Here is a 14358-nt window from a genome sequence, read left to right on the forward strand (position 1 = left end):
CGGGCAACCGGCCCGCCCCCCGGCTAACCCAGCGTCGCGTCCACCACCCGCACCACCTGCCCCAGCAGCCACACCCCGACCAGCAGCGTGGTGAGCGCCTCCGTCATGTACCACGCCAGCGCGCACCCCGCCGCCCCCAGCACGATCCTCGGCCGCCGCCACCGCGCCGTCCGCCCCACCAGCCAGGAGGCGGCCACCAGCACCAGCGGCAGCAGATACACCAGCGCCCACCACGACGCCGTCCAGCCGCCCGGCAGCGCCCCCGCGTCGAGGTGCGCCAGCACCGGCGCCGCCGCCGTCGCCAGCGCGGGCGCCGCCCACCAGTGCCGGTCCGGCGGGTCGGCGGGGGCCACCGGCATCCGGGGCGGGACGGAGCCGTACGGGCCTGCGGGGTTCTGCGGGCTTCTCATGCCACCACTCAAGCGGCCCCCCGCCGCCCGGGGCACCGCCCGCGTACTCAGCTCCATTCGGACGGATACTCAGGACGAGTACGGCACACTGGAGGTTTGGCTTACCGAAAGGGCGCAGGTGTGAACGGACCACTCATCGTCCAGAGCGACAAGACCCTCCTCCTGGAGGTCGACCACGAGCAGGCCGGCGCCTGCCGCCGTGCCATCGCCCCCTTCGCGGAGCTGGAGCGCGCCCCGGAGCACATCCACACCTACCGCATCACCCCCCTCGGCCTCTGGAACGCCCGCGCCGCCGGGCACGACGCCGAGCAGGTGGTGGACGCGCTGGTGCAGTTCAGCCGCTACCCCGTACCGCACGCCCTGCTCGTCGACGTCGCCGAGACCATGGCCCGCTACGGCCGGCTCACCCTCTCCAAGCACCCCGTCCACGGGCTGGTCCTCACCTCCACCGACCGGCCCGTCCTGGAGGAGATCCTCCGCTCCAAGAAGGTCCAGCCCCTGGTGGGCGAGCGGCTCGACCCCGACACCGTGGTCGTCCACCCCTCCGAGCGCGGGCAGATCAAGCAGACCCTGCTGAAGCTGGGCTGGCCCGCCGAGGACCACGCCGGATATGTCGACGGCGAGGCCCACCGCATCGACCTCGACGAGACCGGCTGGGGTCTGCGCCCCTACCAGCAGCAGGCCGTCGAGGGCTTCTGGCACGGCGGCTCCGGCGTGGTCGTGCTCCCCTGCGGCGCGGGCAAGACCCTCGTCGGCGCGGGCGCCATGGCCCAGGCCAAGGCGACCACCCTGATCCTGGTGACCAACACCGTCTCCGCCCGCCAGTGGAAGCACGAGCTGGTGAAGCGGACCTCGCTGACCGAGGAGGAGATCGGCGAGTACAGCGGTACGCGGAAGGAGATCCGCCCGGTCACCATCGCCACCTACCAGGTGCTGACCACCAAGCGGAAGGGCATCTACCCCCATCTGGAGCTGTTCGACTCCCGCGACTGGGGCCTGATCGTCTACGACGAGGTGCATCTGCTGCCCGCGCCCGTCTTCAAGTTCACCGCCGACCTCCAGGCCCGGCGCAGGCTCGGACTCACCGCCACCCTCGTCCGCGAGGACGGCCGCGAGTCGGATGTCTTCTCGCTCATCGGACCCAAGCGGTTCGACGCGCCGTGGAAGGAGATCGAGGCGCAGGGGTACATCGCGCCCGCCGACTGCGTGGAGGTGCGGGTCAACCTCACCGACGCCGAGCGGCTCGCCTACGCCACCGCCGAGACCGAGGAGAAGTACCGCTTCTGTGCCACCACCGCGACCAAGCGGAAGGTCACGGAGGCGCTGGTCGCCAAGCACCGGGGCGAACAGACCCTGGTCATCGGGCAGTACATCGACCAGCTCGACGAGCTGGGAGAGCATCTGGACGCGCCCGTCATCAAGGGCGAGACCTCGAACGCGCAGCGCGAGAAGCTCTTCGACGCCTTCCGGCAGGGCGAGATCTCGGTGCTCGTCGTCTCGAAGGTGGCCAACTTCTCCATCGACCTGCCGGAGGCGACGGTCGCCATCCAGGTCTCGGGCACCTTCGGTTCCCGCCAGGAGGAGGCCCAGCGGCTGGGCCGCGTACTCCGTCCCAAGGCGGACGGGCACGAGGCCCGCTTCTACTCGGTGGTCGCCCGGGACACCATCGACCAGGATTTCGCGGCCCACCGCCAGCGGTTCCTGGCCGAGCAGGGGTACGCGTACCGGATCGTGGACGCGGACGAACTCCTGAAGTAGGAGCCGGGGTCAGTGGCGGCGGACGCCCGCGTCCTCCGCGTACTCCCCGAGGACGGCGACGCTGAAGAGCGCGCCCGCGAAGGTCATGACCGCGCGCAGCGCGCCGCCGACGCCCTGCGGGGCGGGGGCGGCGCCGCCCTCGGTGTGGCCGGTGCGGGAGGCGTGGGTGCTGGGGGTGAACGTCGCTGTGTTCATGTCCCCATCCTCGTTTCCCGCCCCTCCCGCCACATCGCCCCGAGGGCGGAACCCTGCCCCGCCCCTCCTACGACTCCAGGCATAGGGGTTCGTCTCAGGGTCCGGCACCTGAGGAGGAGACCCGGGTCCTCCCTCGCGCGGAGAAATCCGTTCGCCCTCCTCCCGGCCGATGACTAGACTCCCCCGCCTGCCCGCCTCCCGTTTCCCCGGGGAGAGCCGCCGCCCGGACGGAAACCGGCCGGTCATGTCATGTCCCCCATGCCTGTACGTCCGCCCGGAGGCGACCTGTGCCCGCGCACGCCCCTGACCACACCGACACCGGCCCGCTCGCGCGTGAGCGCGCCCATCTGACGGCCTCCCGCACCGCCCTGCGGGTGATGCGCGAGGGCGTGGAGGCCCTCGATCTGAGCAATGTCACCGCGAACTGGGTCAACTCCCTCGTGCTGGCCACCCAGATGGAGACCCGGATCAAGGAGCTGGCGGACCTCAGCCACACCCCGCTCTTCTTCGGCCGTCTCGACTATCTGCCCGGCGCCGGAAGCGCCCCGGGACCCGACGAGTTCCGCTTCTACATCGGCCGCCGGCACGTCCACGACGCCGACGGCGACCCCATGGTGGTGGACTGGCGCGCCCCCGTCTCCCAGCCCTTCTACCGCGCCTCCCGGAAGGACCCCCTGGGCGTCGGGCTGCGCCGCCGCTTCGGCTACACCGCGGGCGAGCTGACCGCCTACGAGGACGAGCACCTCACCGACCCGGCCGAGGAGGCCCGTACCAGCAGACTCCTCCAGGCCGAGATCGAACGCCCGCGCGTCGGCCCGATGCGCGACATCGTCGCCACCATCCAGCCCGAGCAGGACGAGATCGTGCGGTCCGGGCTCGGCGGCACGGTCTGCGTCCAGGGCGGCCCCGGCACCGGGAAGACCGCCGTCGGCCTGCACCGGGTCGCCTATCTGCTGTACGCGCACCGGGAGCGGCTCGCCCGCACCGGGACCCTGGTGATCGGGCCCAACCGGTCCTTCCTCCACTACATCGAGCAGGTGCTGCCCGCCCTCGGCGAGCTGGACGTCCGGCAGTCCACCGTGGACGACCTGGTCGCCGGGGTGGAGATCCGGGGCACGGACGGCGCGGCGGCGGCCGTCGTCAAGGGCGACGCCCGCATGGCCGAGGTGCTGCGGCGCGCCGTCCGTGCCCATGTCACCCTCCCCACCGAGCCCGTGGTGGTCGTGCGCGGCTCGCGGCGGTGGCGCGTGCCCGCCGGTGAACTGGAGGCGATCGTCCGCGAACTGCTCGCCCGGGACATGCGGTACGGCGCCGCCCGCGACGCCCTCCCCCAGCGCATCGCCCACTCCGTCCTCGTCCGCATGGAGGAGTCCGGGGAGGCGCCCGACGACCGGGTGCAGGACGCGGTGGCGCGGAACCCCGCCGTGAAAGCGGCCGTCAAGGCCGTGTGGCCGCCGGTCGACCCGGCGAAGCTGGTGCTGCGGCTGCTCTCCGACCCGGAGTACCTCGCGGTCCACGCCGACGGCGTGCTCAGCGAGGACGAGCAGCACACCGTCCGCTGGGAGAGGCCGGCGCGGAGCGTCCGGTCCGCGAAGTGGTCGGCGGCCGACGCGGTCCTGATCGACGAGGTGACGGATCTGGTGCAGCGCACCCCCTCCCTCGGCCATGTCGTCCTCGACGAGGCCCAGGACCTCTCCCCCATGCAGTACCGCGCCGTCGGGCGCCGCTGCTCCACCGGCTCCGCGACCGTGCTGGGGGACCTCGCCCAGGGGACCACCCCGTGGGCCACCGGGAGCTGGGCGGAGGCCCTGACCCATCTGGGCAAGCCCGACGCCGCCGTGGAGGAGCTGACCGCCGGGTTCCGCGTTCCGCGCGAGGTGATCGCCTACGCCTCGCGGCTGCTGCCGCACATGTCCCCCGGGCTGCGGCCGGTCAGCTCCGTACGGGAGTCCCCCGGCTCACTGGAGGTGCGGCGGGTCGCCCCCGAGCCCGCCTCCGCGACCGCCTCCGTGGTGGCCGCCTGCGAGGAGGCGCTGCGCCGGGAGGGTTCCGTGGGTCTGATCGCCGCCGACGCCCGGGTGCCGGAGCTGGCCCTCGCCCTCACGGACGCGGGGCTCGCCCCGCTCTCCCCCGGCTCCGAGACCACCGCCGAGTCGCGGCTCACCCTCGTCCCGGCGTCGCTGGCGAAGGGCCTGGAGTACGACTACGTGGTCCTGGACGAGCCGGCCGCCGTGGTCGCCGGGGAGCCGGACGAGCGGACCGGGCTGCGACGGCTGTACGTGGCGCTGACCCGGGCGGTGTCGGGGCTGACGGTGGTGCACCGGGAGGAGCTGCCGGAGCAGCTGGGCGCGGTGTGAGCCTCCGCTAGGCCGCCGGCGCTCTGGGGCGGGGGGCCGCTGGGGCGGGGGCGCGGGGGCCGTGGCGGGTGACCCGGGGTGTGGGGGCGCCTGTGGTGGCGGGACCGGGGGTCGCTCCGGTGCGGTGCCGGGACTCATGATTTACGGCGCGTGCGGGCCCCCGCGAAGCGCGGCCCCCTCAGCGCCACAAATCACGTTTTACGTCCCGGCACCTCCCCTGCGCGCCCCCCTCCCACCGTGAGCACCATGGTGTCCGACCCGCCGTTGCGCCCGACGGTCGTGAACCCGCACGCGGTGTACAGCCCCACGGCGGCGTTCCCGTCCTCCACACTGAGGCTGAGCCGGGGGACACCTGTCCGAGCCGCCCGGTCGATGAGCCCCCGCATGAGCGCCCGCGCGACCCCGCGCCTGCGGAAGTCCGGCAGCACGCCGAGGGTCAGCTCCGGCACGTCGGGGCCTGTGTAGCCGTACCCCTGGTCGTCGCTGGGGAAGCTCCGCGCCCAGGCGGCCCCCATGGCCACCCCCGAGGCGTCCTCGGCCACCACCCCGAAATCCCCGGCCTGCGGCCATCCGCTCACATAGTGCGCGATCTGCGGCTCCCGCATCATGTCGTCGAGCGTGAACCGTGCCTTCCCGTCCCAGTTGAAGGCTTCCAGGAGGATGAGCGCGAGGAAGTCGGCGTCGTGGGGGGCGGCTGAGCGGATGTGCATACGTGCCTCGGGGTTGGGAGGGATCGGAGCTGTCGCGGTGCGAGGGTAGGGCGCGGGCGGGCAGCTCTGCGACCGAATTCCGACCCGGAGGGGTCAGCCCGCCGGCGTACGGACGGCGAAGTGCACAAACGACGCCCAGGCCGCCGACCCGACCACCAGGGCCGGACCGGACCGCACCTTCGAGTCACGGACACCGACCCGGCCGGTCAGAGCCGCGACCTCGACACAGCTGTTGCCGGTGTCACCGCTGTAGGACGACGTGAACCACGCGTTTCCGGGAGCGGGGAGAGCCGCTTCAGTGGAGGTCATGCTCTCTCCGTTCCCCTGTCCGGGGCCTTCGATACGAACAGCGCCCCGTTGGAGTGATAAATCCGTGCGGCCCATTCCCGGGCCGGTCGGGCCGGAGCAGTCGTATGACCATGGGAATCGGGGACCGGCACCAGAAGAAGGATGTCGAAGCCGCACTCAGGAGGGCGGAGGCCTGTGGCCTTAAGGTGACCCACGACAAGAACCGGCACCGGTGGGGTTCGTCATCTGCTGTCCCTGCACACCCCAGAACGCGGGAAACGAGTCGAAGAGAATCGATGGTTTCGTCCGAAAGCGCCGGGACCACGCCTGGCTGGCATTTCATCATGCACCCTCAGACCCCGCTGACGGTGGAGCAGAACGACATCATGGACACCCATGACAGCTTTGAAGTGCGCGCTCGCCCGCATCGAGCACATCCCAGGGGTTCTGATCAGCAGCATCGAACTGGACCCGTGCTCCTTCGACCACAACGGCATGGTGACGGCATCCGTCGTGCCGTGGCCGCCTGACTGAGGAGGCGTGAACTGCCGCATGACCTCGGAAGTCTCTGTGAGGTGCCCTCCCCCTGAGCCGGGGGAGGGCACTCGCGCTGTACGTGTGTACGGATCAGGCCGCCGCGAAGTGCACGAACGACGCCCAGGCCGCCGAGCCGACCACCAGGGCCGGACCGGACCGCACCTTCGAGTCACGGACACCGACCCGGCCGGTCAGAGCCGCGACCTCGACACAGTTGTTGCCGGTGTCACCGCTGTAGGACGACTTGAACCACGCGTTTTCGGGGGCCGGCGCTATGGCCGGGGTCTGCGTGTTGATGGCTCTACTACCTTCTGGCTAGTTCCGTCAGGAATGCGATGGTCTCCTCGACCCCGAGGGCCAGGCCCACCATCGCGTCGAACCGGCGGTTGAACCGGTCCACTTCTCGGGGCTTGTCGGACGCGGAGACCGCTCCCCAAGCGTTGTCGGTCTGGACCCGGGGCGGAAGCTCGCCGAGATCCAGAATCGCGAAGTCGTTGTTGGCACGGTATCCGCGCCGGAAGGGGAGAATCTGTATCGAGACATGGTCCAGCCGGGCGATCCGGATGATCTCCTCGTACTGCTCGCGCATCACTTCGTCGTCACCGACCGGAATACGCAGCGCCGCCTCGCCCAGGATGAAGCGGAGGCGCACCGGTCCTTGGCGCGTCAGCACCCGGTGTTTGCGCTCCATACGGAGTTCGACATGGCGTTGGACGAACTCCGCCGTGGTGTCCTCGACCGGGCGTCCGGTCTCGAACAGCGCCTTCGCGTAGGACTCGGTCTGAAGGAGGCTGTAGACCACTGTGGGGTGGTACGCGGTGATCCCGACCGCCTCGGCCTCCAGACCCACGAAATGCGGCATGCCCGTCGGCAGAAAGCTGCGGTACTGGGTCAGCCACTCCTCGTTCGGCGCTTCCCGGTTCAGTTCGATGAGCTGTTTGATCAGATCCTCGTCGGTCACGCTGTACCGCTTGAGCAGCGTCCGGAGATTTCCCACATTGCGACGGAAGTTCAGCTCGCCGAGTTCGATCCGGGCAAGCGTCGGCTCGGAGATGTCCTTCAACCCCCGGACCGCTTCCTTTCGGGTCATCCCCTTCAGCCTGTCCTCTTCGACCGGCGGGCAGTTCTCCCTGATCTGCCTCAGCTGGATGCCTAACTCCAGCCGGCGTCCGGTGGCTCCGCGTTTTGCTCCCACCTGTGCACCCTTCCAGTTCCTCTGTGCGTGTCAAGTGCGTCCGTGCGCAGGCCCCCTGGAGCCTCAGACAGGTTCCGCATCGCACCGCGCATGTTCACGCATAGTCCATTTTTGGGGGTTGCTGAAAGTTCAGGGATGTTCCGCTTGCAAGGCATCATCCCTACGCGTCACGGTAGTTGAGAACAAGCGCGAGGGGACGAAGTTCCCAGAGCAGGGGGCGTGCGGCCCTCCGCCCGCGCGCTCCCAACACACCCTCACGCGGAGGACTCCGCCATGCCACTTCTCCCCCTGCACCCCGACACCGCGCATCTCGCCGCGCGGCGGGAGCAACTTCTCTCCGGACTGACCGAGCCGGCGAACGGCTTCCTGGTCGCCGTGTACGCGCTGACGACCAGCGACCGGGCGCCCGCGCGGACGCTGGAGCGGGTCACGGCGTACGCGGTCCACCGGGGGTGGCGGGTGCACGCGGAGGTGCTGTGGGACGGGTGCGGGATGACCGAGCCGCTGGGGCGGGCGGGGTGGCGGCGGGCCGAGGAGCTGGTTGTCGGGGGTTTCGTCCAGGGAGTGGTGACGGCGGGTCAGTCCGCCGTGAGCACCGCCGCCGGGGAGTACGAACAGGTACTGGACCGGCTGGGGTCGCGGCGGACGTTCCTGGCGCATGTGCCGCTGGGATGGGAGCCGGCCGGGGGCAGCGCCCCGGGAATCGCCGCACGGCGGGCGGATTCGTCGTGATCGCCGACAGGGGCACTCAGTAGGCTGACGCGTCGAGCGAAGGAGCAGCGCACATGGGATTCCGCCTCAAGACGATCACCCGTGAGGAGCATCTGGCCTTCATCGCGGCCCTGCCCTCGGCCAGTCATATGCAGGTCCCCTCGTGGGGGGATGTGAAGCCGGACTGGCGGGCGGAGAGTCTGGGGTGGTTCGACGACGGGGGCCGCCTCGCCGGGGTGGGGCTGGTGCTGTTCCGGCCGCTGCCGAGGCTCAAGCGGTATCTCGCGTATCTGCCCGAGGGGCCGGTCATCGCCTGGGAGGCGCCGGATCTTGAGCGATGGCTGGAGCCGATGCTGGCCCATCTCAAGAGCAGGGGCGCGTTCTCGGTGAAGATGGGGCCGCCCGTTGTCGCCCGCCGGTGGAGCGCGGAGGCGGTGAAGGCCGCGATCGCCGACCCGGAGGCCCGGCAGTTGCGCGATGCCAGGGCCACCGCACACGAGCCGGGGGCCTTCGATGTCGCCGACCGGCTGCGGCGGATGGGCTGGCAGCAGACCGAGGCGGGAGGCGAGGAGGGCTTCGCGGCGGGGCAGCCGCGCTATGTGTTCCAGGTCCCGTTCGCGGGGCGGTCGCTGGAGGAGATCCACCGGGGTCTGAACCAGCAGTGGCGCCGGAACATCAAGAAGGCCGAGAAGGCGGGGGTGAAGGTGGTCCTCGGCGGCTACGACGATCTGCCCGCCTTCTACGAGCTGTACGCGGAGACCGCCGAGCGCGACCGGTTCATCCCGCGACCGCCGGCGTACTTCCAGCGGATGTGGACGGTGCTGACGGCGGAGGACCCGGACCGGATGCGGCTGTATCTGGCGCACCACGAGGGGGAGGTGCTGGCGGCGGCGACGATGCTGACCGTCGGTGAGCATGTCTGGTACTCGTACGGCGCGTCCACGAGCCGGAAGCGGGAGGTGCAGCCGAACAACGCGATTCAGTGGCGGATGATGTCGGACGCTCACGCGCTGGGTGCGGGGGTCTACGACTTCCGGGGCATCACCGACACGCTGGAGGAGGGCAACCATCTGCTGGGGCTGCTCAGGTTCAAGGTGGGGAGTGGGGGGCAGGCCGTGGAGTACCTCGGTGAGTGGGACTTCCCGCTGAACAAGTTGCTGCACAAGGCGCTCGATCTGTACATGTCGCGGCGCTGAGGGGGGGCTGGCCGCTGGGGGGTGAGGGGGGTGCAGGGTCGTCCCCGGAAGGGATCGGCGGGGAGACCCGGTCGATCCCGGCGTGACCCCGCTGCCCGCCGACCCTGAGGAGTCGAGCCCGGAGGCCGCCGGTCCCGCCACCAACGCGGATGCCCAGCCCCGAGCGCCGGGCCCCGCACCCCGACCCCCCGCACCCCAACAGGGGCGGCCACTCCCAGCCCGTCTGGGGGCACCTCCCAGAGGCAGCTCTGGGGGAGTTTGAGGACGGACCCCGCACCACAGGACACCCGCACCCTGCGGGCCACCGTCGGGGACCAGCCCCCGAACCCCCGCGCCTCAAACGCCGGCGGGGCTGGATTTCGTGCCTCAGCTCGCCAGAGAGGCTGAGCAACCCCAGCCCCGCCGGGGGCACCTCCCAGAGACAGCTCTGGGGAAGCTTGAGGACGGACCCCGCACCACAGGACACCCGCACCCCGCGGCCCCCCGGGCCACAGGACCCCGTACAGCCCACCCCCTACCCGTCCAGGACCTTGCGCCATTCGCGGACCGCCCCCGCGTCCACCGGGCCCTCCCAGCCCTGGGGGCGGGCCGCGCCGCCGATGTGGAAGCCGGTGAGGCCGGCCTCGATGAGCTGGGGGACGTGTTCGAGGCGGAGCCCACCCCCCACCAGGATCAGGGGGTCGTACCCGGGCTCGCCCCGGCGGGCCGATTCCGTGAGGAGGGTGGGGAGGCCGTCGTCGACCCCGCCCGGCGCCCCGGCGGTGAGGTAGGTGTCGAGCCCGGGCAGGTCCGCGAGCTGCTTGCGCAGCGCGTCCCGGTCCGCCGCGCGGTCGATCGCGCGGTGGAAGGTCCAGGAGCAGCCCTCCATCGCGGCGACGAGCCGCTCGACGGTCACGAGGTCCGCGTTCCCGGCCTCGTCGAGGAAGCCGAGCACGAAGGCGTCGGCGCCCTCCGCCCGCAGCCCCTCGGTGGCGCGCACCAGCGCGTCCACCTCCGCGGGCGTACCGGCCGAGAACCCGTCGGCCAGCCTCAGCATCACCCGCAGCGGAACATCCACCGCCGCGCGAATCCGCGCGAACGTCTCCCGCGACGGCGTCAGCCCGTCCGCCGCCATGTCCGCGACCAGCTCCAGCCGGTCCGCGCCGCCGGACTGCGCCGCGACCGCGTCCGCCGCGTCCAGCGCGATCACCTCCAGGACCGCACGGTTGCTCATGGGAACCCCATTCCTCCTGGTCGACGGCTAATGGTTAGAAATAGGTCTAGTCCAATGCCAGCCTAGTGCGCACGCTCCGCGAGCGCACCAGCACCCCTGCCGGTCGAGGGCGGGATCAAGACAGGGGCACGGCCGCGCCCGGAGCCCATCCGGAACCGCGTCCGGGGTCGGCCTACACTTGCGATTAATACCTAGAGGGGGTATACATGGAGCCATAAGAGATACCCCCTAGGGGTATAGGCCACCGGACAGGGAGGAACCGTGGCGCACACAGCCACCCACCAAGAGGTAGAGCTCGCCATCGGCGGCATGACGTGCGCCTCCTGCGCGGCCCGCATCGAGAAGAAGCTCAACCGCATGGACGGCGTCGAGGCCACGGTCAACTACGCCACCGAGAAGGCCAAGGTCACCTACCGCGGCGCGGACATCTCCGTACAGGACCTGATCGGAACCGTCGAGGCGACCGGATACAGCGCCACCGAGCCCCGCCCCCGGGACACGGCCGCGGAGGCCGGACCCGGTGAGGACGGCGCTCCGGAGGACGACCGCGAGCTGCGCACCCTGCGCGAGCGGATGATCACGGCGGTCCTCCTCTCCGTCCCCGTCATCGCGATGGCGATGATCCCCGCGCTTCAGTTCCAGTACTGGCAGTGGCTCTCGCTCACCCTCGCCGCGCCGGTCGTGGTCTACGCCGGCTGGCCCTTCCACCGCGCCGCCTGGACCAACCTCAAGCACGGCGCGGCCACCATGGACACCCTGGTCTCCGTCGGCACTTCGGCGGCCTTCATCTGGTCGCTGTACGCGCTGTTCTTCGGCCACGCGGGCATGCCCGGCATGACCCACCCGTTCGAGCTGACCATCTCCCGCACCGACGGCGCGTCCAACATCTATCTGGAGGCCGCCGCCGGAGTCACCGCCTTCATCCTCGCCGGGCGCTACTTCGAGGCCCGCTCCAAGCGGAAGGCGGGCGCCGCGCTCCGGGCCCTGATGGAGCTGGGCGCGAAGGAGGTGACCGTGCTCCGCGAGGGGCGCGAGGTCCGCATCCCCACCGCCGATCTGGCGGTCGGCGACCGGTTCGTCGTACGCCCCGGTGAGAAGATCGCCACCGACGGCACCGTGGTCGAGGGCTCCTCCGCCGTGGACGCCTCGATGCTCACCGGCGAGTCCGTCCCCGTCGAGGTCTCCCCCGGCGACGGCGTCACCGGCGCCACCCTCAACGCCGGCGGCCGGCTGGTCGTCGAGGCCACCCGCATCGGCGCCGACACCCAGCTGTCCCGGATGGCGAAGCTCGTCGAGGACGCCCAGAACGGCAAGGCCGCGGCCCAGCGCCTGGCCGACCGGATCTCCGCCGTCTTCGTCCCGATCGTGATCCTGCTCGCCCTGGGCACCCTCGGTGTCTGGCTGGCGACCGGGGAGGGCTGGACCGCCGCCTTCACCGCGGCCGTCGCCGTACTGATCATCGCCTGCCCCTGCGCCCTGGGGCTGGCCACGCCGACCGCGCTGATGGTCGGCACCGGCCGGGGAGCCCAGCTCGGCATCCTGATCAAGGGACCCGAGGTCCTGGAGACCACCCGCAAGGTCGACACCGTCGTCCTGGACAAGACCGGCACCGTCACCACCGGCAGGATGACCCTGCTCGCCGTCCACACCGCCGCCTCCACCGACGAGAACGAGGTCCTGCGGCTGGCCGGCGCCCTGGAGAACGCCTCCGAGCACCCCATCGCCCAGGCCGTCGCCGCCGGCGCGGCCGAGCGGACCGGGGAGCTGGCCACCCCCGAGGACTTCGCCAACGTTCCCGGACTCGGTGTCCAGGGCATCGTGGACGGCCACGCCCTCCTGGTGGGCCGCGAGAAGCTGCTCGCCGAGTGGGAGATCCACCTGCCGGAGGCCCTGCTCCGGGCCAAGCGCGAGGCCGAGGCGGCGGGCCGTACCGCCATCGCGGTCGCCTGGGACGGCGAGGCCCGCGCGGTCCTGGAGGTCGCCGACGCGGTCAAGGACACCAGCGCCGAGGCCATCACCCGGCTGCGCGCCCTGGGCCTGACCCCGATCCTGCTGACCGGTGACAACAAGGCCGTGGCCGAGTCGGTCGCCGCCGAGGTGGGCATCGACGAGGTGATCGCCGAGGTCATGCCCGAGGACAAGGTCGATGTGGTCAAGCGCCTCCAGGCCGAGGGCCGCAGCGTCGCCATGGTGGGCGACGGCGTCAACGACGCCGCCGCGCTCGCCCAGGCGGATCTGGGTCTGGCGATGGGCACGGGCACGGACGCCGCCATCGAGGCCGGCGACCTGACCCTCGTACGGGGAGACCTGCGGGCGGCGGCCGACGCCATCCGGCTGGCCCGGCGCACCCTCGGCACCATCCGCACCAACCTGTTCTGGGCCTTCGCCTACAACGTCGCCGCCCTGCCGCTCGCCGCGCTGGGCCTGCTCAGCCCGATGATCGCGGGTGCGGCGATGGCCTTCTCGTCGGTCTTCGTGGTCGGCAACAGCCTGCGGCTGCGGGGCTTCAAGGCCGCCTCGTAGGACTCGCGGGACCCAGCGGGGAGGCGGGGCCGGGCGCGTCAGCGCCCGGCCCCGCCTCCCTGTCCTTGTCCCGGAGGGGTGCTCGGGGCGGCGCGGTCAGCCGTAGCCGCCGCTGCCGAAGGCCCCGCCGCCGACATTCGGCCCGTGGTCCGGGCGCGCCTCCCGGCCCTTGCCGGTGCTGTGGCTGCTGTGGGTCTTCATGTTGTACGGGAGGAGCCGGTCCTCACCCTCGTGCGGGAAGGTGTCGGCGTCCTCCTCCCGTACTTCCTCGATGTGCTCCCGGTGATCGGGCTTGTGCGGCTGTTCCTCGGCGGTCGGGGGGACGAACTTCTCCCGCCGGATCGCGTCCCACCAGATGGTGCTGGTCAGCAGGGCGACCAGAACGACGCCGATGACGATGATGACGGTGATCATGGTGTCTGCCTCCAGGGAACCGGGATGGCACACGGTGCTTTGATCCCAGTGTGACCCCATAAGCTGCTTTTGTGCAGACGGAGACCCGCGCGGACCCCTCCGGAGCGGCCCGGGGCCGCCCTAGAGTCGGCGTATGAGCCCCGACCGCCCCGACCTCCGCACCCGCTGGTCGCAGACGCTCCGCGCCGCCCGCCCCGCCCGCCCCGCCGGCTCCGGCGCCCCGGACCCGCTCCCGTACGCCGATGAGCTGCTCGCCCGCTGGGCCGAGCCCCAGCGCCGCTACCACACCACGGCCCACCTCACCGCCGTGCTCGACCACATCGACACCCTCGCGGACCACGCCGCCGACCCCGCGCTCGTACGCCTCGCGGCCTGGTTCCACGACGCGGTCTACCTCCCCGACCGCTCCGAGAACGAGGAGCGCTCGGCCCGCCTCGCCGAGCGCGCCCTCCCCGAGGCGGGTCTCTCCCCGTCCGGTACGCGGGAGGTCGCCCGCCTGGTCCGCCTCACGGTCACCCACGCCCCCGGGGACACCGACACCAACGGCGCCGTCCTCTGCGACGCCGACCTCGCGATCCTGGCCTCCGGCCCGGACGCCTACGCCGCGTACGCCGCCGCCGTCCGCGAGGAGTACGCCTTCGTCCCCGACGACGCCTTCCGCGCCGGCCGCGCCGCCGTCCTCGGCCATCTCCTCGCCCTGCCGAGGCTCTTCCACACCCCGCACGGCACCCGGCTCTGGGAGGCCCCGGCCCGCCACAACCTGGCGACGGAGCTGGCCCTCCTCGCCTAAAATCGGCGGACACCAGAGGGCCGGCGCCGGACAGCCGGCACCAGATGGCCGTACCGACCGG

General features: G+C 71.7%; 15 protein-coding genes. 7 read left to right on the forward strand and 8 right to left on the reverse strand.

Annotation, left to right across the window (positions count from 1 at the left end; translation table 11 throughout):
- Positions 1 to 23: 23 nt before the first annotated feature.
- Entirely contained in the window at positions 24 to 410 is a 387-nt protein-coding gene (locus tag ACWCRA_RS23665; RefSeq protein ID WP_351553056.1) for a hypothetical protein, read from the reverse strand.
- A 120-nt stretch (positions 411 to 530) separates the two neighbouring features.
- On the opposite strand from ACWCRA_RS23665, the gene ACWCRA_RS23670 reads away from it, so the two are divergent.
- Positions 531 to 2168 (forward strand): DNA repair helicase XPB, encoded by a 1638-nt coding sequence (locus ACWCRA_RS23670; protein ID WP_451068529.1) that lies wholly within the window; start codon positions 531 to 533, stop codon positions 2166 to 2168.
- Between the two features lie 9 nt (positions 2169 to 2177).
- Here the strand turns inward: ACWCRA_RS23670 and ACWCRA_RS23675 are convergent, their stop codons facing one another.
- Positions 2178 to 2363, reverse strand: a complete 186-nt coding sequence (locus tag ACWCRA_RS23675) for a hypothetical protein (protein WP_351553040.1) — start codon at positions 2361 to 2363, stop codon at positions 2178 to 2180.
- Between the two features lie 287 nt (positions 2364 to 2650).
- Between ACWCRA_RS23675 and ACWCRA_RS23680 the strand changes: the two genes are divergently transcribed.
- On the forward strand, positions 2651 to 4720 hold the full coding sequence (locus ACWCRA_RS23680) for a HelD family protein (protein WP_451068530.1): 2070 nt from the start codon (positions 2651 to 2653) through the stop codon (positions 4718 to 4720).
- 191 nt (positions 4721 to 4911) lie between these two features.
- On the opposite strand, the gene ACWCRA_RS23685 is transcribed toward ACWCRA_RS23680, so the two are convergent.
- Complete coding sequence (locus ACWCRA_RS23685) at positions 4912 to 5430, reverse strand: GNAT family N-acetyltransferase (protein ID WP_351553034.1); 519 nt, start codon at positions 5428 to 5430, stop codon at positions 4912 to 4914.
- A 93-nt stretch (positions 5431 to 5523) separates the two neighbouring features.
- Positions 5524 to 5739 (reverse strand): DUF397 domain-containing protein, encoded by a 216-nt coding sequence (locus ACWCRA_RS23690; protein WP_451068531.1) that lies wholly within the window; start codon positions 5737 to 5739, stop codon positions 5524 to 5526.
- Positions 5740 to 6114: 375 nt separating this feature from the next.
- Between ACWCRA_RS23690 and ACWCRA_RS23695 the strand changes: the two genes are divergently transcribed.
- Positions 6115 to 6252, forward strand: a complete 138-nt coding sequence (locus ACWCRA_RS23695) for a hypothetical protein (RefSeq protein ID WP_351553028.1) — start codon at positions 6115 to 6117, stop codon at positions 6250 to 6252.
- A 93-nt stretch (positions 6253 to 6345) separates the two neighbouring features.
- On the opposite strand, the gene ACWCRA_RS23700 is transcribed toward ACWCRA_RS23695, so the two are convergent.
- Complete coding sequence (locus ACWCRA_RS23700) at positions 6346 to 6552, reverse strand: DUF397 domain-containing protein (RefSeq protein ID WP_451068562.1); 207 nt, start codon at positions 6550 to 6552, stop codon at positions 6346 to 6348.
- 7 nt (positions 6553 to 6559) lie between these two features.
- Complete coding sequence (locus ACWCRA_RS23705) at positions 6560 to 7345, reverse strand: DUF5753 domain-containing protein (RefSeq protein WP_451068532.1); 786 nt, start codon at positions 7343 to 7345, stop codon at positions 6560 to 6562.
- A gap of 378 nt (positions 7346 to 7723) precedes the next feature.
- Here ACWCRA_RS23705 and ACWCRA_RS23710 point away from each other — a divergent pair, with 378 nt between their 5' ends.
- Both ACWCRA_RS23710 and ACWCRA_RS23715 read left to right on the forward strand, forming a co-directional pair.
- Positions 7724 to 8182: a hypothetical protein gene (locus tag ACWCRA_RS23710; protein WP_351553022.1), complete on the forward strand. Its 459-nt coding sequence runs from the start codon at positions 7724 to 7726 to the stop codon at positions 8180 to 8182.
- 53 nt (positions 8183 to 8235) lie between these two features.
- Positions 8236 to 9357 (forward strand): lipid II:glycine glycyltransferase FemX, encoded by a 1122-nt coding sequence (locus ACWCRA_RS23715; RefSeq protein ID WP_351553019.1) that lies wholly within the window; start codon positions 8236 to 8238, stop codon positions 9355 to 9357.
- Between the two features lie 514 nt (positions 9358 to 9871).
- Here ACWCRA_RS23715 and ACWCRA_RS23720 read toward each other — a convergent pair.
- Entirely contained in the window at positions 9872 to 10570 is a 699-nt protein-coding gene (locus tag ACWCRA_RS23720; protein ID WP_351553016.1) for a copper homeostasis protein CutC, read from the reverse strand.
- Between the two features lie 261 nt (positions 10571 to 10831).
- Here ACWCRA_RS23720 and ACWCRA_RS23725 point away from each other — a divergent pair, with 261 nt between their 5' ends.
- Positions 10832 to 13093 (forward strand): heavy metal translocating P-type ATPase, encoded by a 2262-nt coding sequence (locus ACWCRA_RS23725; protein WP_351553013.1) that lies wholly within the window; start codon positions 10832 to 10834, stop codon positions 13091 to 13093.
- Between the two features lie 96 nt (positions 13094 to 13189).
- Here the strand turns inward: ACWCRA_RS23725 and ACWCRA_RS23730 are convergent, their stop codons facing one another.
- On the reverse strand, positions 13190 to 13507 hold the full coding sequence (locus tag ACWCRA_RS23730) for a DUF6479 family protein (protein WP_351557659.1): 318 nt from the start codon (positions 13505 to 13507) through the stop codon (positions 13190 to 13192).
- Positions 13508 to 13640: 133 nt separating this feature from the next.
- Between ACWCRA_RS23730 and ACWCRA_RS23735 the strand changes: the two genes are divergently transcribed.
- Positions 13641 to 14297, forward strand: a complete 657-nt coding sequence (locus tag ACWCRA_RS23735; protein WP_451068533.1) for an HD domain-containing protein — start codon at positions 13641 to 13643, stop codon at positions 14295 to 14297.
- Positions 14298 to 14358 lie beyond the last annotated feature (61 nt).

Source organism: Streptomyces sp. NPDC001889 (assembly GCF_053594535.1).